Origin of the sequence: Amycolatopsis sp. NPDC049253 (genome assembly GCF_040678995.1) — a bacterium.
Lineage (GTDB): Bacteria > Actinomycetota > Actinomycetes > Mycobacteriales > Pseudonocardiaceae > Amycolatopsis.
Map to the genome: position 1 here is coordinate 58,303 of NZ_JBFAQX010000001.1, position 18,006 is coordinate 76,308.

Below are 18,006 nucleotides of genomic sequence, written 5' to 3' on the forward strand. Positions count from 1 at the left end.
AGGTCCCCCTGGTTACCGGCACCGGCCCCAGCCGGTGATCAACCCGCAGCCTAGCCAGCACCGGGGTTCACTCGAAAGTGTTCGGGCAACCGGGCTGCCCACAGGGCCGGCCCGGTTGCCCGGAAGTCGATCAGTTCACGCCGACGAGGTCGACGACGAAGATCAGCGTCTCGTTCGGCTTGATCACGCCGCCCGCGCCACGCTCGCCGTACGCGAGGTGCGGCGGAATCACGAGCTGTCGGCGGCCACCGATCTTCATGCCGGCCACTCCCTGGTCCCAGCCGGGGATGACCTGGCCGGCGCCGAGCGCGAAGCGCAGGGGCTCGCCGCGATCCCAGGACGCGTCGAACTGCGCACCGGTGGAGTGCGAGACGCCGACGTAGTGGACCGTCACTGCGTTGCCCGGCTGGGCCTCGGCGCCGTCACCGACGGTGAGGTCGGTGATCTCCAGTTCGGCGGGAGGGGGTCCGTCCGGGCGGTCGATTTCGGGCTTTTCCAAGGTCATGGCGCTCACCGTACCCAGCGGCGCGGAGCTGCGCCGAACGGACTAGGCCCAAAGAGGGGTTAAACGCGAATAGTCTTCACACTTCATCTACCCGTCGGTAGCGTGCGCTGGGTCACCCCTGGGGGAACCTCGTGGACGGGAGCTCCGGCATGCGACGACGCATCCGCACCCTGGCTGTTTCGGCCCTGGCCGTTGTCGCGGCGGGACTCGTGACAGCGGTCGGCGGCGCGCCACCCGCTTCGGCGGCCTTGCCCGGCAACGACTACTGCGCCGGCCAGTGCAACGACATCCTCCCGCCGGGGGAGAACGGCAGCGCGACGCTGGCGGAGATCCTCGGCAACAAGGCGTTCGGCACGCAGCCCGCCCACGCCGACGACCAGCTCGGCAAGTACGCCGACCTCGCCGGCGGATACAAGACGCTGACCACCGACACCATCGGCAAGTTCTTCAACGACTCCTCCTTCGGTGTCCCCGCCGACCAGGTCGCGAGCACGCTGCAGCCCCGCTCCGACGTCACGATCACGCGCGACAAGGCCACCGGCGTCCCGCACATCCAGGGCACCACGCGCTCCGGCACCGAGTTCGGCGCCGGCTACGCGGCCGCGCAGGACCGCCTGTGGCTCATGGACATCATGCGCCGCGTCGGCCGCGGCCAGCTGACGTCGTACGCCGGTGGCGCGCCCGCGAACCGCGAGCTGGAGCAGTCGTTCTTCGCCGCCGCGCCCTACACCGAGGACGAGCTGCAGCAGCAGATCGAGGCGACGGCCGCCAGCGGCCCGCGCGGCAAGCAGGGTCTGGCCGATGCGCAGTCGTACCTCGACGGCATCAACAAATACATCACCGACTCCCACAACGGCCGCTACTTCCCGGGCGAGTACGTGCTCACCGGGCACGTCGACGCGATCACCAACGCGGGCACCATCGAGCCGTTCAAGCTCACCGACCTCGTGGTGCTCGCGTCCGTGGTCGGCGCGCAGTTCGGCGCCGGTGGCGGTGGTGAGGTGCAGAACGCGATCGCGAAGCTCGCGCTGCAGGAGAAGTACGGCGTGGCGAAGGGCGAGCAGGTGTGGCAGAGCCTGCGCTCGGCCGATGACCCCGAAGCCGTGAAGACACTGCACGACGGCCAGACCTTCGACTACGGCATGACCCCGGCCAACCCGCAGGGTCTTGCCATGCCGGACAAGGGTTCCGTCTCCCCGCAGCAGCTCGTGTACGACCAGACCGGCTCGGCGGCCACGAACACGCCGGCGAAGGTCGACGTCAAGGCGCCGGCGGACCAGCAGGCCGCGAAAGGCATGTTCGACAACGGCGTGCTGCCCGGCGACATGCTGAGCGACAAGCACGGCATGTCCAACGCGCTCGTCGTTTCAGGCAGCAAGACCGCCAGCGGCCACCCGGTCGCCGTGTTCGGCCCGCAGACCGGGTACTTCGCGCCGCAGCTGCTCCTGCTGCAGGAGCTTCAGGGCCCGGGCATCAGCGCGCGCGGTGCGTCGTTCGCCGGCATCTCGATGTACGTGCTGCTCGGCCGCGGCCAGGACTACTCGTGGAGCGCCACGACGTCGGCGCAGGACATCATCGACACGTTCGCCCTGCCGCTGTGCGACCCGAGCGGCAAGCCGGCCACGAAGGACTCGAACTACTACGTCTACCAGGGCCAGTGCCTGCCGATGGACACCGTGGAGCGCAAGAACTCCTGGTCGCCGACGGTGGCCGACGGCACCGCCGCCGGTTCGTACACGCTGCGCAGCTACCGCACGAAGTACGGCCCCGTCGTCAGCCGCGCGACGATCGGCGGCAAGCCGGTGGCGTACGCGTCGCTGCGGTCCTCGTACTTCCACGAAGTCGATTCGCTCATCGGCTTCCAGGAGTTCAACGACCCCGACTTCATCCACTCCGCGGCCGACTTCCAGCGGGCCGCGAGCGACGTGAACTTCACCTTCAACTGGTTCTACGCCGACTCGAAGGACGTCGCCTACTTCAACTCCGGCGCCAACCCCGTCCGCAATTCCACTGTGGACCCGATGATGCCGGTGTGGGGCGACAAGGGGTACGACTGGCAGGGCTGGAACCCCGACGGCAACAAGGCGAACTACACGCCGGCCTCGCAGCACCCGCAGTCGGTCAACCAGGACTACTACGTCAGCTGGAACAACGCGCAGGCCAAGGGGTACGCCTCGGGTGGGGCCGACAAGTCGGCCGTGCACCGCGCCGACCTGCTCGACACGCGCGTGAAGGCGCTCATCAGCAGCGGCACCAAGGTGACGCGCGTGAACCTCGCGCAGGCCATGGAAGACGCCGCACTGGCCGACCTGCGGGCCGAAGAGGTCCTGCCGTTGCTGCTGCAGGTGCTCGACAAGACCCCGCTCACGGGCGCGGCGGCCGACGCCGAGGCCAAGCTGAAGACGTGGCTGTCGCACGGGCACCAGCGCGTGGAGTCTTCACCGGGCAGCAAGACCTACAACGACGCCGACGCGATCCGGATCATGGACGCGTGGTGGCCGCTGCTCGTCACCGCGGAGTTCAAGCCGGCCATGGGCGACGACGCGTTCACCGCGATGACCAACGTGCTGCAGATCAACGAGAGCCCGTCCGGCTTCCAGAACGAGCTGCCGGGCAAGCACGTCGGCCAGCCGCACCAGGGGTCGTCGTACCAGCACGGGTGGTGGGGCTACGTCAGCAAGGACATCCGCACGGTGCTGGGCCAGCCGGTCGCCGGTCCGCTGGGGTCCACGTTCTGCGGCGGCGGTGACCTCACCGCGTGCCGCACCGCGCTGGTCGACTCGCTCACGGCGGCCGCGGCGCAGCCCGCCACCACCGTGTACCCGGGTGACACCGACTGCTCGGCCGGCGACCAGTGGTGCGCCGACACCGTGATCCAGCGGCCGCTCGGCGGCATCACGCACGACAAGATCAGCACGCAGAACCGGCCGACGTTCCAGCAGGTCGTGGAGTACCCGGCCCACCGTGGCGACAACGTCAGCAACCTCGCCGCGGGCAAGCCGGTGAGCGCCACGAGCGCCGAGACGGGCTTCTACAACTCGCCCGCGTCGAACGCTGTGGACGCCAACGCGAAGACGCGGTGGGCCAGCGACTGGAGTGACAACCAGTCGATCACCGTCGACCTCGGTTCGGTGCAGCAGGTCGCGCGCGTGGTGCTGTCGTGGGAAGCCGCGTACGCGAAGGGCTACAAGATCCAGCTCTCCGCGGACGGCGAAAGCTGGCGTGACGCGGCCGTGGTGACCGACGGCAACGGCGGTGCGGACAACGTGTCGTTCGCGCCGTCGGACGCCCGGTTCGTCCGGATGCAGGGTGTGCAGCGGGGGACCGGTTACGGCTACTCGCTGTACGAGTTCGAGGTGTACGCCCACTGAGCACGCGGTCGGCTCGCCGGCGCGGGTGAGCCGACCGCCGCACCACGGCCGCGAGGTCGCGTGAGCGCCATTGCCAATCCGGCCCCACGCAGGCGCACCCCCCGGCACGAACCGGAAGCCTGCGACGCAGGTCATAGCGCCGTGACTGTGGCCGGATTGGCGACAAAGGCACAGTACGGTGTCGGGTATGGACGATTGGACACCGCGCACGATCGCGATCGCGGCCGGGCGGCCGCACGGCCCCGGCGAGCCCCTGAACACCCCGATCGTGGCCACGAGCACGTTCGAAGCCGGCGGTGACTCCGTCTACGCGCGTTCCGACGGCACGGAGACCTGGCACGCGCTCGAAGAAGCCGTCGGTGCGCTGGAAGGCGGCCACGCCACCAGCTTCGGCTCCGGCGTCGCGACCCTGTCGGCCGTGCTCGACACGTTGCCGGTCGGCTCGTCCGTGGCGGTCCCGACGTTCAGCTACGCGGTGACGCGCGGTGCGATGCACCACGCGGAGAAGATGGGCCGCATCACCGTCACCGAGCTCGAACCCACCGACACGCAGGCGTGGCTCGACTGCGACGCCGACCTGCTGTGGCTCGAGTCGCCGACGAACCCGACGCTCGAAGTGATGGACATCGAGACCATCGCGCACGGCTCGCGGGGTCGCGTGGTCGTGGACAACACCTTCGCGACGCCGCTGCACCAGCAGCCGCTGAAGCTGGGCGCGGACATCGTGGTGCACAGCGCGACGAAGCTCATCGGCGGCCACAGCGACCTGTTGCTGGGCATCACCGTCGCGGCCGACGAGACCATCGCGGCCGAGCTGCGCGGCGCGCGTACGCGCATCGGCTCGACGCCCGGCGCGCTCGAAGCGTGGCTCGCGTTGCGCGGCCTGCGGACCATGCCCGTCCGCCTTGCGGAGCAGACGAAAACGGCGGCACTGCTGGCTTCCCGGCTGGCGGACCACCCGGCGGTGACGAAGGTGCGCTACCCCGGTTTCGGGATGATGGTGTCGTTCGAGCTGGCCACGGCCGAAGCCGCCGACAAGGTGTGTTCCGCCGTCCGGCTGATCCGCGCGGCGACGAGCCTCGGCGGCGTGGAAAGCCTGGTGGAGCGGCGTGCGTGGCTGCCGGGCGAGGAGCGCGTGCCCGCCGGGTTGCTGCGCTTCAGCGTCGGGCTGGAGGACCCGGAAGACCTCTGGCGCGACCTCGTCACCGCACTGGGCTGAATCCGGTCAGCAATTCACGGAGCTTCGCCGGCGGGCCGGAAACTGTTACAGTAAAGCCACGGTTCCGCCGGCTTTCGTGTGTACAGCGCGATGTCGAGCCAGTTCATCGCCAGTGCCCGCGTGTTCGTTACCTCTGTTTACGGTGCTTTTAATCACCGCCGAAATCGTTTCGTGTTCACCCCATTCGTCCGGCAGGATCAGCGGACGCGGTGGGGGTCACCGCGCTTTCTTCCAGGGGAGAACAACACGTGAAGAAGACCCTGGGCAGACTCGCGGGCGCCGTGCTCGCGGGCGCCCTGATCAGCCTCGCCGTCACGCCGACCGCCCTCGCGGACGACGAGACCAGCACCACCCCGACCACGTCCGAGGTCTCGACTCCGCCCACTTCGGACACCCCGGTCACCGACACGCCCACTTCGGACGCGCCGAGCTCGGACGCCCCGTCGTCGGAGGCACCGTCCTCTTCGGACAACCCGCCGGCGACCAGCGGTCAGCCGACCGACACCAGCCAGCCGGGCAACCCGGGCAACCCGGGCAACACCGGTGAGCCGAGCGACTCCTCGACCCCGACCACGTCGGGCTCCGAAGAGACCTCCACGCCGGAGGAGCCGCCGTACGTGGACGACAGTGCCTACGGCATCGACTTCGACGGCAACGAGGGCCTGTTCGTGATCGCGTGCGCCGCGGGCGAGCCGACCAACGTGTCCTCGAGCGACTTCGACCTGATCGAGGGCCCGCACCAGGACGAGACCGACGGCCGCTTCTGGGGCTGGCTCGTGGAGCGCCACGACGGCGTGTCCTTCGACGCCGGCAACGTGACCGCGACCTGGACCTGCGGTGGCGACGAGACCGGCAACCAGCCGGTGCCGCCGGCGGGTGGCGCGGGCGCGGGTTCCGCGGGCACGACCAACGGTGACGGCACCTCGCAGGTCAAGTACGCGCCCAAGGGTGGCGTCGAGACCGGCTTCGGCGGCATGGCCGCTTGATGGCGAGTACTGCGCCGATCGTTACCAATCCGACCACAGCCACGGCCGAATGGCTTCGCGGTAACGGTTACGTGCCGCGCGGGGGCCGGCCTGCTTTTGGCCGGATTGGTAAGTACGGCCAGGGCGTCGCGATCGCGGGCGCCCTGCTCCTTTCCCTGACGCTGAGCGGCTGCGGGTCGGACGCCCCGGCGACCGCCGCGAAGCCGGCCCCGGCGAGCAAGCCGGTGCCGGTGACCAAACCGTTCACCGGCCTGCGGCCGACGTCGGTGGAGATCCCGAAGATCGGCGCGAAGTCTTCGCTGATCACCGTGCTGCCCAACAGAGAGGGGCAGATCTCGGTGCCGTCGGTGAAGACGCCGATGCAGGCCGCGTGGTACCGCCTCTCGCCCGTGCCGGGTGAGGTCGGGCCGGCGATCGTGCTGGGGCACGTCGACGGCAACCACCAGCCGGGGATCTTCTACAAGCTCAAGGACGTCAACCCCGGCGACGAGGTCGACATCGAGCGCAGCGACGGCAAGAAGCTGAAGTTCGTGGTGGACCACAAGGACGAGGTCCCGAAGGACACGTTCCCCACGCAGGCGGTCTTCGGCAACACCGACAAGCCCCAGCTGCGGCTCATCACGTGCGGCGGCGTGTTCGACCACGCCGAGCACAGCTACAAGGACAACATCATCGTGTACGCGAACCTCGTCTCCTGAGCGCTCCCCGACACGATCACGCAGCCCGGCGCCGTAGGCGGCCGGGCTGCGGTCGTTTTGCAGGGCGGCCTCAACGAGTTCAGAGCAGCGGGGTGAGCAGCGCCCGCTGCTCTTCCGGCACGTATTCGGCGTAGTTGTCGTACAACGCGCGCCGCGCCAGCCGCGCCGCCAGTTCGCCGTCGGCCGCGCGCACGGCTTCCAGCACCTCGGCGTGGTGGCCCAGCCACGACTGCATCAACGCCGATCGGTCGCGGGCATGCGAGAGTTTGTCCTCGATCAGCTCCAGCACCACCCCGCGCACGACCTCGGCGCTCACCACCAGCAGCGGATTTCGGGACGCGCGGGCGATCGTCTCGTGGAACGCGACGTCGGCGTGGCTGAACTGCTCGAACCCCTCTTTCGCACCGGCGCGCATGGCCACGAGCGCGGTGTCCAAAGCGGACAGATCGTCGTCCGTGCGCAGCTGCGCGGCCAGCAGGTGGGCCGAACCGTCGAGCACCATCCGGAACTGCAGCAGCTCCGCCAGCCCCACGTGGTCGGCGCGGGCGAGCCGGTGCATCGAGCGGTGCAACGCCGCCGGTGACGCGGCCAGCACTTCGGGGCCGCGCGGATCTCCGGGCCGCGACCGGATCAGCTCGGCGGCCTGCAACACGCGCAACGCTTCCCGTACGGTCGAGCGGCCGACGCCGAACTGCGTCATGAGCTCGCGTTCGCCGGGCAGGCGCTCGCCGGGTTTGAGGCGGCCGCTGACCACGGCCTCCTCGATCTGCTCCACGATCCGCTCGTAGGCGCGGACCGGGGCCACCGGCTCGAACTTCATCCCTTGACCTCAGCGTCGTGTGGTGCGAACCTCAGGCTACTGGTCTGACCAGTGTACTTGCTCAGTGTAGCGGCCGAGGGCCCGTCACAGGAGGCTGAATGAGAGCCCGGCTCCACCTCGCGGCGCTGGCGGTGCTGCTCGCGGCGTCCGCTTGCTCGGCCGGCTCCAGCGCGAGTGTGTCGAGCGGTCCCGGCACACTGTCGGTGGGCTTCACGGCCGAGCCCGCCAACTTCGACTTCACCCACGCCGACGGCGCCGCCATCCCACAGGCCTTGCTGTACAACGTCTACGAGGGCCTGGTGAAGCTCGACGCGCAGGGCCGGATCGTGCCGCTGCTCGCCAAGTCGTGGACCGTGAGCCCCGACCGCAAGACCTACGACTTCCAGCTGCAGCCGGGCGTGAAGTTCAGCAACGGCGCGCCGTTCACCGCCGCGGACGTGAAATTCTCCCTGCTGCGCGTGAAGACCGACTGGACGATCTCGATCAAGTCGGCCATGGACGTGGTCGACCACGTGGACGTGGTCTCGCCCGATCACGCGCGCGTGGTGCTGTCGAAACCCAGCAACGGCTGGCTGTTCAGCCTCACCAGCCGCCTCGGCGCCATGTTCAGCCCGACCGGCGTGGCCGACCTGGCGAACAAACCCGTGGGCACCGGGCCGTACGAGGTCGCGTCGCGCCGGCGCGGAGATTCCATCGTGCTCAAGGAGAACCCGGCGTACTGGGGCCGCAAACCGGCGTACTCCACGGTGGTGCTCAAGTACATCGCCGACCCGACCGCGCTCAACAACGCCCTGCTCAGCAACGGCATCGACGTGATCTCCTCGCTCACCTCGGCCGACTCGATCCCGCAGTTCCAGGGCGACGACCGCTTCACCGTGCTGCAGGGCACCACGAACAGTGAGGTCACGCTCGCGTTCAACAATCGGAAAGCGCCGCTCAACGACCCGCGCGTGCGCCAGGCCCTGACGTACGCGATCGACCGGAAAGCCGTGCTGGACCTGGTGTTCAACGGCCGCGGCACCCTGATCGGCAGCATGGTCCCGCCCACGGACCCGTGGTACGAAGACCTTTCCGGCGTCTACCCGTACGACCCGGCGAAGGCGAAGCAGCTGCTCGCGGAAGCGGGCGTGAAGAACCTCAACCTGCGGCTGCGGATCCCGAACCTGCCCTACGCCGTGTCGGCCGCGCAGGTGGTGCAGTCGCAGCTGGCCGACGTCGGTGTGCGGACCACGATCGAGCCGCTCGACTTCCCGGCCGTGTGGCTCAAGCAGGTGTTCACCGACCACGACTACGACCTGTCGATCATCCAGCACGTGGAGGCCCGCGACATCACGACGTTCGGGAAGCCCACGTACTACTGGGGTTACGACAGCCCGCGGGTGCAGCAGCTGCTGGCCGAGGCCGACAGCGGCACGCCGCAGCAGCAGGTCGCGGACATGAAACAGGTGGCGCGCCAGCTCAACACCGACGCGGCGGCCGACTGGTTGTTCCTGTACCCCAACGTGATCGTGGCGAAGAACAAGGTCACCGGGTTCGCGAAGAACCAGGTCAGCGAGTCGTTCGACCTCACGGGATTGAGGCCGGCATGACCGTGAGAGTGCTCCGGCGCGTGGCGATCCTCGTGGTCAGCCTGTTCGTCGCGTCGATCGTGGTGTTCCTGTTCATGGCCGTGCTGCCGGGCGATCCCGCGCAGGTCGCGCTCGGCGTCAACGCGACGCCGGAGCTGCTGGCGAAGACGCGCGCGGAGTTCGGCATCGACCGCTCGCTCGTCACGCAGTACTTCAGCTGGATCGGCGGTGTCCTGCACGGCGACTTCGGCCGCTCGTACGTCACGCGTGAAGCGATCGGCCCGCAGCTGCTGGACCGACTCGGCGTGACGTTGTGGCTGGTCGGCGCGGGCATGGTCGTGGCGCTGGTGATCGCGGTGCCGGTGGGGATGTTCGCGGCCGTGCGGCATCGCAAGCCCAGCGGGGTCACGGTTTCCGGGCTGTCGCAGATCGGCGTGGCGATCCCCGCGTTCCTCGCCGGGATCATCCTGGTGCAGATCTTCGCCGTGCAGCTGCGGTGGCTGCCCAGCGGCGGGTGGACACCGCCGGACCAGGACGCGGGCCAGTTCGTGCGCGGGCTGATCCTGCCGGCGTTGTCGCTGGGGCTGGTGCAGGGCGCGGTGCTCACGCGCTACGTCCGCTCGGCCGTGCTCGACACGCTCGGACAAGACTATTTGCGCACGGCGCGGTCGAAGGGCCTGTTGCCCGCGCAGGCGTTGCGGCGCCACGGGTTGCGCAACGCGTCGGTGCCCGTGGTGACGGTCCTGGGCTTGCAGCTCGCGACGCTGCTGATCGGCGCGGTGGTGGTGGAGCGGGTGTTCGTGCTGCCGGGCCTGGGCAGCATGTTGCTCGACGCCGTGTCGTCGCGGGATCTGCTGACGGTGCAGGCAATCGTGCTGGTGCTCGTGGCGGGAGTGCTACTGGTGAACTTCGTCGTGGACGTGCTCTACACGGTGCTCGACCCGAGATTGCGGGGTTCGTGATGACCACGCTCACCCCGGTGCGAAACCGCAGCCTCGTGCTCGGCGTGGTGCTGGTGGCGCTCGTCGTGCTGGCCGCGCTGGTGTCCTTCGTGTGGACGCCGTACGACCCGGTGCAGGTCAACGCGGCCGACAAGCTGCTGGGCTTTTCGGCCGAGCACCTGTTCGGCACCGACAAGTTCGGCCGCGACGTGTTCAGCCAGATCATGGTCGGCGCGCGCACGACGTTGTACGTCGGTGTGGTGGCCGTCGGCATCGCCGCGGTGATCGGCACGCCGCTGGGCGTGCTCGCGGGGCTGGCGCCGCGGTGGCTGGGCGAGTTCGTGATGCGGGTGAACGACCTGGTGCTCGCGTTCCCCGCGCTGCTGCTGGCGATCATGTTCGGCGCGGTGTTCGGCGCCGACACGCTGACCGCGATGATCGCCATCGGCATCGCGACCATCCCGTCGTTCGCGCGGATCGCGCGATCGGGGACGTTGCAGGTGGGCAGCAGCGAGTTCGTGCTGGCGGCGCGCGCGGCCGGGCGCTCGCGCGGGAACATCGCCGTGCGCCACGTGCTGCCGAACATCTCGGGCCTGCTGATCGTGCAGTCCTCGGTGTCGTTCGCGATCGCCGTGCTGGCCGAGGCGGCGCTGTCGTTCCTCGGCTTCGGCACGCGGCCGCCGACGCCGTCGTGGGGCCGGATGCTGCAGGAGTCGCAGGAACTGCTGACCAGCCACCCGCGGCTCGCGCTGGTGCCGGGCGTCGCGATCGCGGTGGCGGTGCTCGGGTTCAACCTGCTGGGCGACGGGCTGCGCGACCGGCTCGACCCGCGATTGGCGGCCCGGGCATGACTCTCACGGTGGACGGCCTGCGGGTCGGTGACCTGGTGCGCGACGTTTCGTTCTCCCTCGGCGCGGGCGAACGCGTCGGGCTGATCGGTGAGTCGGGGTCGGGGAAGTCGCTCACGGCGTTGTCGATCATGGGGCTGCTGCCGGACGAGCTGCGGGCGACGGGTTCGGTGCGGCTGGACGACCGCGAGCTGCTGGGCGCCTCCGAACGTGAGCTGTCTCGGCTGCGCGGCAACGGGTTGTCGATGGTGTTCCAGGAGCCGATGACGGCGCTGAACCCGGCGATGCGCGTGGGCCGGCAGGTGACGGAGCCGTTCCGGGTGCACGGCCGGCGGGGGCGTTCCGCCGAGGAACTGCTGGCGGCGGTCGGATTGCCGGGCACGGCCCGGGCGTATCCGCACCAGCTTTCGGGCGGCCAGCGGCAGCGGGTGGTGCTGGCGATGGCGCTGGCCAACGAGCCGTCGCTGCTGATCTGCGACGAGCCGACGACGGCGCTGGACGTGACGGTGCAGGCGCAGATCCTGTCGTTGATCAAGGATTCTTTGTCGGAGAACGCCGCGTTGCTGTTCATCACGCACGACCTGGCGGTGGTGGCGTCGGTGTGCGAGCGGGTGCTCGTGATGCTGGACGGCGAAATCGTGGAGCGCGGGTCGACGCGTGACGTGCTGACCGCGCCGCAGCATGAGTACACGAAGGCTCTGTTGGCGGCTTCGGATCTGGAGGCTTCCCGATGAGCGCGTTGGTCGAAGTGCGCGATGTGACGCGCGTGTACAAGCGCCGCGACGTTCAGGCGTTGCGGGGCGTGAGCTTCGACGTCGAGGCCGGTCAGCGGTTCGGCATCGTCGGTGAGTCCGGGTCGGGCAAATCGACTCTGGTCCGGTTGCTCGCCGCGCTGGACCGGCCGACGTCGGGCACGGTTTCCTTCGACGGGCGGCGGATCGACAACCTGCCGGAGCGGAAGCTGGGGTTCCTGCGGTCGTCGATGCAGATCGTCTTCCAGGACCCCATGGGGTCACTCGACCCGCGGATGCGCGTGCGGGACATCATTTCCGAACCGTTGGGCCGGCGTTCGCCGGAGCGGGTGGCCTCGTTGCTGGAAGCCGTCGGCCTGCCCGCCGAAGCCGCTTCGCGCTACCCGCACCAGTTCTCCGGTGGCCAGCGGCAGCGCATCTCCATCGCTCGCGCGCTGGCGCCGAACCCGAGCGTGCTGCTGGCCGACGAACCGGTGAGCGCCCTCGACGTCTCCGTGCGCGCCCAGATCCTCGACCTGCTGGCGCGCCTGGTGGCGGAGTTCTCGCTGACGCTCGTTTTCGTCTCCCACGACCTCGGCGTGGTGCGGCACGTGTGCGACCGCGTCGCCGTGATGCGGCGCGGGGAGATCGTGGAGATCGGCGCCGTCGAGGAGGTCTACGAAACGCCGCAGCACGAGTACACCCGGGAACTGCTGGCGGCCGCGCCCAACCTGCGCGCCGAGCTGGCCCGGCTGAGTGGAGGGAGCGCGCAGGATGCCTGACTACCCCGAGGGACTGCCGATCGGCTCCGGCTGGGTGTCTACTTCGGACACTTCGGAGGTGGTCTTCCCCTATGACGGCAGTGTGATCGGCTCTGCTCCGGTCGGCACTCCCGCCCTGGCGACCCGCGCGGTCGACGAGGCGGTGGCCGTCGCGCGCGAGGTCGCCGCTCTTCCTTCGCGGACGCGGCGGCAGCTGCTGAACGACGTGGCCGCTGAGTTGCGGACGCATCGCGAGGAGTTCGAACAGCTCCTGGTTCTCGAAACCGGAAAACCGCTGGTCGACTGCCGGGTCGAGGTCGCGCGCACGATCGTCACCTGGGAAGCCGCGGCCGAAGAGGTCTCGCGCCTGCACGGTGAAACCGTGCCCCTGGACCTGCTCCCTTCGGGCGACGGCCTCGTCGGCTTCTGGAAACGCAAGCCGATCGGCGTTGTCGTAGGGATCGCCGGGTTCAACTACCCGGTGCTGCTCGCGTCGCACAAGATCGCGCCGGCCATCGCGGCCGGCTGTCCGGTGGTCGTGAAGCCCGCTCCGCAGACGCCGTTGGCTACGCTGTGGCTGGTCCACCTCGTCCGCTCGCTGGCGCCAGTCCCGGCCATGGTGCAGCTGGTCACGGGTGATGCCTCGGTCGGGTCCGCGCTGGTCACCGACCGCCGCGTCGGCGCGGTGTCGTTCACGGGCTCGGCCGCCGTGGGCCACCGGATCGCCCGCGACGCCGCGCCGACCAAGACCTTGCTGGAGCTGGGCTCGAACGCGGCTCTGGTTGTCGCCGAAGACGCCGACCTCGAAGCCGCCGCGGACGCGGTGTTGCGTGGCGGGTTCTACGCGTCCGGCCAGGCGTGCATCTCGGTGCAGCGGGTTCTGGTCGTTTCTTCGGTGGCCGCGGAGTTCACGGCTCTCGTGTTGGCCCGCCTCGCCGAAGTCGTCGTCGGCGACCCGCGCTCGGAGACCACCCGCGTGTCCCAGCTGATCGACTCCCGTTCCACCGACCGCGTCGTCGAGTGGGTCGACAAAGCGACCGCCGCCGGCGCGCGGGTGCTGTCCGGCGGCTCGCTCGTCGACGGCGCCCTGGAACCGACGGTATTGGCCGACGTCCCCGACGGCGTCGAATGCTGGGACGAGGAGATCTTCGGCCCCGTCGTCTGCCTCCGCACGGTGTCCGATGTGGACTCGGCCTTCGAAGCCGTCAACGCCTCCCGCTACGGCCTCCACGCCAGCGTCTACAGCCGCTCCCTCAGCACCGCCTTCCGTGCTCTTGACGAGCTCGACGTCGGCGGCGTAGTCGTGAACGAGGTCCCCGGCTTCCGCTCCGACACCATGCCCTACGGCGGCGTCAAGGACTCCGGCATCGGCCGCGAGGGCCCCCGCTTCGCCGTGGAAGAACTGACCGTGACGAGGATGGCGGTGCTGCGCCCGTGAACTACGAAAACCTCTTCCGCCTCGACGGCCGCCGCGCCGTCGTCCTGGGTGGTGGCAGCGGCATCGGCCGCGAAGCCGCCCGCGCGCTGGCGGCGCATGGCGCCCACGTGATCTGCGCGGACCGTGATGTCGCCGCCGCGCGCGAGACGGGCGTGGCCGAGGCCTACGAGATCGACCTCCTCCGACCGGGCGCCGTCGAAAAGGCGGCCGCGGACCTGGGTGAGCTCGACACCGTCGTCCTCACCGCCGGCGTCAACGTCCGCAAACGTCTCCTCGACTACACCCGCGAGGAGTTCGACCGCGTCGTCGAGCTGAACCTCGGCGTCGCGTTCGAGGTGGTGCGCGCGTTCGGCGGGCCGATGGTCGCTCGCGGGCGGGGCAGCATCATCGGGTTCTCCTCGATCCGCGGCACGACCGTCGAGCCGGGCCAAGGCCCTTACTCCGCGACAAAAGCCGGCCTCGTGCAGCTCTTCCGCACCGCCGCCGCGGAGTTCGGGCCCTCGGGCGTCCGCGTGAACGCCATCGCGCCGGGTGTCGTCGAAACCCCGCTCACCGCGCAGATCAAGCAGAATCCCGGCTGGTACGACGCCTACGCCACGAAGGGTGCCCTCGGCCGCTGGGCGCGCGCCGACGAGCTGGCCGGCGCCGTGGTGTACCTCGCTTCGGACGCTTCGACGTTCGTCACGGGCTCCGTGCTCGCCGTCGACGGGGGCTGGACCGCCGTCGACGGGCGTTTCGAACCACCCGCTTCGTGAATCGGAGGTAACGATGGAGCTGGCCGATCTGACCGCGGTGGACCTGGTCGCGGGCTACCGCGCGGGCACGGTGTCGCCCGTCGAAGCGACCGAGGCCGTCCTCACCCGCATCGAGGCGCGCGAGCCGCAGCTGCACGCCCTGTACGCGTACGACGCCGCTTCAGCGCGCTCCGCGGCGAAGCAGTCCGAAGCCCGCTGGCACGCGGGCGAACCGCTGGGCCCGATCGACGGCGTTCCCTTGACGTTGAAGGAAAACATCGCCACCCGCGGCACGCCCGTCCCGCTCGGCACCGCCGCCACGGCCCTCACCCCGGCCGCCTCCGATGCCCCCGCCGCCGCGCGCGTCCGCGAGTCCGGCGCCGTGCTGCTGGCCAAGACGACCATGCCCGACTACGGCATGCTCACCTCCGGCCTCTCCAGCTTCCACACCGCCACCCGCAACCCGTGGGACCTTTCGCGCACCCCCGGCGGCTCCAGCGCCGGCGCCGCCGCGGCGGCCGCGGCGGGCTACGGCCCCCTCCACGTCGGCACCGACATCGGCGGCTCCATCCGCCTGCCGGCCGGCTGGTGCGGCCTCGTCGGCCTGAAGCCGAGCTTCGGCCGCGTGCCGGTGGACCCGCCGTTCCTCGGCCGCGTCGCGGGCCCGCTGACCAGGACCGTCGCCGACACCGCACTGCTGATGGGCGTCCTGTCCGCCCCTGACTCGCGTGACCACCTCAGCCTCCCACCGGCCACCCTCCACTGGACCGCGCTGGAGTCTTCGGTGCGCGGCCTGCGCGTCGGCCTCCACCTCGATCCGGGAGCCGGCCTCCCCGTCGACCCGGAGATCACCGCCGCCGTCACCGCAGCCGCAGCCCTCTTCGAAGCCGCCGGCGCCGACGTCTCCCCGGTCGATCCCTTCCTCACCCGCGAGCTCCTCGACGGCCTCGACGTCTTCTGGCGCGTCCGTGCCTGGTCGGACCTGCTCGCCCTGCCCGAGGACCGCCGCTCCCGCGTCCTGCCCTACATCGCCACCTGGGCCGGGGCCGCCGCTTCGGTTTCGGCCCTCGACACCTACCGCGGCTTCGCCTGCATCGACCGCATCGGCACCGCGGCGCTGCACGCCACCTCGGCCTACGACGTCGTCCTCTCCCCGGTCTGCGCGGTCTCCGCCCCGGCCTTCGACGCCGCGTCCCCGACCGACGACCCCGCGCGCCCCTTCGAACACATCCCGTTCACGGTGCCCTACAACATGTCCGGGCAGCCCGCCATCGCCCTCAACTGCGGCTACACCACCGACGGCATCCCGATCGGCCTGCAGATCGCGGGTCCCCGCTTCGCCGACCTGGCCGTGCTGCGGGCCGCCGCCGGCTACGAACAGCTGCGCCCGGAGCAGCGTCCCTGGCCGGTCGGCTGAGGACGGACCGTCCACCCGGGACTCAGCCGACCGCCTCCGCGAGCGCCAGCACCCGCTGCGCTTCCTCCACGTGGAGGTTCTCGATCATCCGCCCGTCCACGGTCACCACGCCGCGGCCGGCCGCGCGGGCCTCGTCGAAGGCCGCGATCACGCGGCGCGCGTGGTCGACCTCCGCGGGGGACGGGGCGAAGACCCGGTTGCACGGCTCCAGCTGCGACGGGTGGATCAGCGTCTTGCCGTCGAAGCCGAAGTCGCGGCCCTGGCGGCATTCGGTCTCGAAACCCGAAGCGTCCTTCACGTCGTTGTACACGCCGTCGAGGATGACCTTGCCGGTCGCGCGGGCGGCGAGGACGGCGGTCGACAACGCGGAAAGCAGCGGCCAGCGGCCCGGGATGAAGGCGGCGTGCAGCTCCTTCGCCAGGTCGTTCGTGCCCATCACCAGCACCGTCAGCCGCGACGAGGCGGCGGCGATCTCCTCGGCGTGCAGGATCGCGACCGGCGTCTCCAGCATCGCCCAGATCTTCGTCTCCTCCGGCGCGCCGCCGAGCTCCAGGGCGCGCTCGATGTTGTGCACCTCGCTCGCCGAGTTCACCTTCGGCACGACCACGGCGGCGGGGCCGGCGGACGCGGCGGCGCGCAGGTCGGCGTCGTGCCATTCGGTGTCGAGGCCGTTGACGCGGATGGCCACCTCGCGCGTCCCGTAGCTCCCCAGTGCGGCGCACACCCGCTCGCGGGCGGCTTCCTTCGCGTCGGGTGCGACGGCGTCCTCGAGGTCGAGGATGAGCGCGTCGGCCGGCAGGGTCTTGGCCTTCTCGAGCGCGCGTTCGTTGGCGCCCGGCATGTAGAGCACCGATCGGCGGGGCCGGATCTGCGTCATGCTCGCTCCTCACGCGACTGGACTCGACGGGTTTCGACGGTCGCCAAACCCTAATCCGGGCCCGTCTGACACCGCTGCGGCGAAGGTCACCGCCAACCGGGTGACCCCCTCCCACCTGCGACGTCCACTGTGGAACACGGCTCGGTTGCGCCGAACGGCGTAACGCGCTGGACTCTTTGCCACGGCGGAGTTCCGGGCTGCGGGTAGCCGGTTGTAGGCGGTCCGTAACGCCACTCATCTCCGGCTCACTCGCTTGGCGGCACCGTCGGGCCGAAGTCCGCCGACCGCCTACCGACCGGTCACCGACCGCTGAGCGCCGCCGATCGCAGCCACTCGCGCAACGTGAAGACCCCGTGCCGCCGCACTGGTACTCAAGTCATGTGCCCGTTTCACAAGGCACACAGGGGTACAGGTTGTTGAAGGAGGCGGACTCGTGGCGGCTACACCTCAGAACACCGAGCGCTCGACGGTCGCCGGCGGCGCGAAGCGCAGCCGGTCGATGCCGAGCCGGGTGGTGCCGCCGATCGAGCTCCCCGCGAGCGTCGACGAGCTGGCGCGCAAGGCCGCGGCCCTGCTGGGCTGGAACGGCGTTGTGCTGCCCGAGGCGACCTTGCTCGGCCGCAAGGTCAGCATCGTCGCCCGGCTTCGCACCGACGTGCACGCGGAGCGGATCGCGATGGGCGTCGGTCCCGTCGCTGATCGCGCCATCGTCGACACCTGGACCTGGCCAGAGCTGGCCGCGACCGCACCCGCGCCGGCCGCCGAGATCATCGGCGTCCTCGCGGTCGCACGGCACTGGCGGACCGCGATGGCCTCCGCGGTTCCGTTCGCACGTTACGGCGAGGCCGCGATGGTTCTGCCATCGCCTGCCGTACTGACGGAAGACTACGTGGCGAACTGCCTGCCGCGCGCTCGCGCGTACGGGCTCGGCATCGCCACCGCCGACCCCCACGCCCAGGTCGATCTCGACCTCGAGGGCCGCACCGAGCGCATCCTCCTCGCCGAGGACCCCGTGTCGCGCTGGGTCAACGAAATGGCCTACGACCTGCTGCTGCGCACCGCCGAAGTCCCCGCCGACGTCGACTGACCACC

Annotated in this window: 16 protein-coding genes; 13 read left to right on the forward strand and 3 right to left on the reverse strand. The window is 70.2% G+C overall.

Annotated features, from left to right (window positions below; translation table 11 throughout):
* Window positions 1-130: 130 nt before the first annotated feature.
* On the reverse strand, window positions 131-505 hold the full coding sequence (locus AB0K15_RS00325; protein ID WP_364043517.1) for an FKBP-type peptidyl-prolyl cis-trans isomerase: 375 nt from the start codon (window positions 503-505) through the stop codon (window positions 131-133).
* Between the two features lie 149 nt (window positions 506-654).
* On the opposite strand from AB0K15_RS00325, the gene AB0K15_RS00330 reads away from it, so the two are divergent.
* The 4 genes from AB0K15_RS00330 to AB0K15_RS00345 all read left to right on the forward strand — a co-directional run bounded on the left by AB0K15_RS00330 (window position 655) and on the right by AB0K15_RS00345 (window position 6,779).
* Window positions 655-3,876, forward strand: coding sequence for a penicillin acylase family protein (locus AB0K15_RS00330; RefSeq protein ID WP_364043520.1), 3,222 nt, complete (start codon window positions 655-657; stop codon window positions 3,874-3,876).
* A 187-nt stretch (window positions 3,877-4,063) separates the two neighbouring features.
* A complete protein-coding gene (locus AB0K15_RS00335; RefSeq protein ID WP_364043523.1) occupies window positions 4,064-5,095 on the forward strand; it encodes a PLP-dependent transferase in 1,032 nt (343 codons plus the stop codon).
* Window positions 5,096-5,343: 248 nt separating this feature from the next.
* The gene (locus AB0K15_RS00340) at window positions 5,344-6,081 is read left to right on the forward strand and encodes a hypothetical protein (protein WP_364043526.1); all 738 of its coding nucleotides are present in this window, start codon (window positions 5,344-5,346) and stop codon (window positions 6,079-6,081) included.
* Window positions 6,081-6,779, forward strand: a complete 699-nt coding sequence (locus AB0K15_RS00345; RefSeq protein WP_364043529.1) for a class F sortase — start codon at window positions 6,081-6,083, stop codon at window positions 6,777-6,779. Before AB0K15_RS00340 ends, AB0K15_RS00345 begins: the two co-directional genes overlap by 1 nt.
* Before the next feature lie 79 nt (window positions 6,780-6,858).
* Here the strand turns inward: AB0K15_RS00345 and AB0K15_RS00350 are convergent, their stop codons facing one another.
* Window positions 6,859-7,599, reverse strand: a complete 741-nt coding sequence (locus AB0K15_RS00350; RefSeq protein WP_364043532.1) for a FadR/GntR family transcriptional regulator — start codon at window positions 7,597-7,599, stop codon at window positions 6,859-6,861.
* 98 nt (window positions 7,600-7,697) lie between these two features.
* Here AB0K15_RS00350 and AB0K15_RS00355 point away from each other — a divergent pair, with 98 nt between their 5' ends.
* Genes AB0K15_RS00355 through AB0K15_RS00390 form a run of 8 tightly spaced genes read left to right on the forward strand, consistent with a single transcriptional unit; the run spans window position 7,698 to window position 16,037 of the window.
* Window positions 7,698-9,188 (forward strand): ABC transporter substrate-binding protein, encoded by a 1,491-nt coding sequence (locus AB0K15_RS00355; protein WP_364043535.1) that lies wholly within the window; start codon window positions 7,698-7,700, stop codon window positions 9,186-9,188.
* Window positions 9,185-10,129: an ABC transporter permease gene (locus AB0K15_RS00360; protein WP_364043538.1), complete on the forward strand. Its 945-nt coding sequence runs from the start codon at window positions 9,185-9,187 to the stop codon at window positions 10,127-10,129. Before AB0K15_RS00355 ends, AB0K15_RS00360 begins: the two co-directional genes overlap by 4 nt.
* Complete coding sequence (locus AB0K15_RS00365) at window positions 10,129-10,959, forward strand: ABC transporter permease (protein ID WP_364043541.1); 831 nt, start codon at window positions 10,129-10,131, stop codon at window positions 10,957-10,959. Before AB0K15_RS00360 ends, AB0K15_RS00365 begins: the two co-directional genes overlap by 1 nt.
* On the forward strand, window positions 10,956-11,690 hold the full coding sequence (locus AB0K15_RS00370; RefSeq protein ID WP_364043544.1) for an ABC transporter ATP-binding protein: 735 nt from the start codon (window positions 10,956-10,958) through the stop codon (window positions 11,688-11,690). The genes AB0K15_RS00365 and AB0K15_RS00370 overlap by 4 nt, the downstream gene beginning before the upstream one ends.
* Window positions 11,687-12,469, forward strand: a complete 783-nt coding sequence (locus AB0K15_RS00375; RefSeq protein ID WP_364043547.1) for an ATP-binding cassette domain-containing protein — start codon at window positions 11,687-11,689, stop codon at window positions 12,467-12,469. Before AB0K15_RS00370 ends, AB0K15_RS00375 begins: the two co-directional genes overlap by 4 nt.
* A complete protein-coding gene (locus AB0K15_RS00380) occupies window positions 12,462-13,886 on the forward strand; it encodes an aldehyde dehydrogenase family protein (RefSeq protein ID WP_364043550.1) in 1,425 nt (474 codons plus the stop codon). Before AB0K15_RS00375 ends, AB0K15_RS00380 begins: the two co-directional genes overlap by 8 nt.
* A complete protein-coding gene (locus tag AB0K15_RS00385) occupies window positions 13,883-14,641 on the forward strand; it encodes an SDR family NAD(P)-dependent oxidoreductase (RefSeq protein WP_364043553.1) in 759 nt (252 codons plus the stop codon). The genes AB0K15_RS00380 and AB0K15_RS00385 overlap by 4 nt, the downstream gene beginning before the upstream one ends.
* Window positions 14,642-14,654: 13 nt before the next feature.
* Window positions 14,655-16,037 (forward strand): amidase, encoded by a 1,383-nt coding sequence (locus AB0K15_RS00390; RefSeq protein ID WP_364043556.1) that lies wholly within the window; start codon window positions 14,655-14,657, stop codon window positions 16,035-16,037.
* 22 nt (window positions 16,038-16,059) lie between these two features.
* Here the strand turns inward: AB0K15_RS00390 and AB0K15_RS00395 are convergent, their stop codons facing one another.
* A complete protein-coding gene (locus AB0K15_RS00395) occupies window positions 16,060-16,914 on the reverse strand; it encodes a CoA ester lyase (protein WP_364043559.1) in 855 nt (284 codons plus the stop codon).
* A gap of 433 nt (window positions 16,915-17,347) precedes the next feature.
* Between AB0K15_RS00395 and AB0K15_RS00400 the strand changes: the two genes are divergently transcribed.
* Window positions 17,348-18,001, forward strand: coding sequence for a hypothetical protein (locus AB0K15_RS00400; RefSeq protein WP_364043562.1), 654 nt, complete (start codon window positions 17,348-17,350; stop codon window positions 17,999-18,001).
* Window positions 18,002-18,006: the final 5 nt, after the last annotated feature.

Bases quoted from the DNA above. Each gene is read 5' to 3' on its own strand.
- AB0K15_RS00375 (WP_364043547.1), top strand. From the start codon at position 11,687: ATGAGCGCGTTGGTCGAAGTGCGCGATGTGACGCGCGTGTACAAGCGC.
- AB0K15_RS00395 (WP_364043559.1), bottom strand. From the start codon at position 16,914: ATGACGCAGATCCGGCCCCGCCGATCGGTGCTCTACATGCCGGGCGCC.
- AB0K15_RS00380 (WP_364043550.1), top strand. From the start codon at position 12,462: ATGCCTGACTACCCCGAGGGACTGCCGATCGGCTCCGGCTGGGTGTCT.
- AB0K15_RS00360 (WP_364043538.1), top strand. From the start codon at position 9,185: ATGACCGTGAGAGTGCTCCGGCGCGTGGCGATCCTCGTGGTCAGCCTG.
- AB0K15_RS00370 (WP_364043544.1), top strand. From the start codon at position 10,956: ATGACTCTCACGGTGGACGGCCTGCGGGTCGGTGACCTGGTGCGCGAC.
- AB0K15_RS00345 (WP_364043529.1), top strand. From the start codon at position 6,081: ATGGCGAGTACTGCGCCGATCGTTACCAATCCGACCACAGCCACGGCC.
- AB0K15_RS00325 (WP_364043517.1), bottom strand. From the start codon at position 505: ATGACCTTGGAAAAGCCCGAAATCGACCGCCCGGACGGACCCCCTCCC.
- AB0K15_RS00365 (WP_364043541.1), top strand. From the start codon at position 10,129: ATGACCACGCTCACCCCGGTGCGAAACCGCAGCCTCGTGCTCGGCGTG.
- AB0K15_RS00390 (WP_364043556.1), top strand. From the start codon at position 14,655: ATGGAGCTGGCCGATCTGACCGCGGTGGACCTGGTCGCGGGCTACCGC.
- AB0K15_RS00350 (WP_364043532.1), bottom strand. From the start codon at position 7,599: ATGAAGTTCGAGCCGGTGGCCCCGGTCCGCGCCTACGAGCGGATCGTG.
- AB0K15_RS00355 (WP_364043535.1), top strand. From the start codon at position 7,698: ATGAGAGCCCGGCTCCACCTCGCGGCGCTGGCGGTGCTGCTCGCGGCG.
- AB0K15_RS00330 (WP_364043520.1), top strand. From the start codon at position 655: ATGCGACGACGCATCCGCACCCTGGCTGTTTCGGCCCTGGCCGTTGTC.
- AB0K15_RS00335 (WP_364043523.1), top strand. From the start codon at position 4,064: ATGGACGATTGGACACCGCGCACGATCGCGATCGCGGCCGGGCGGCCG.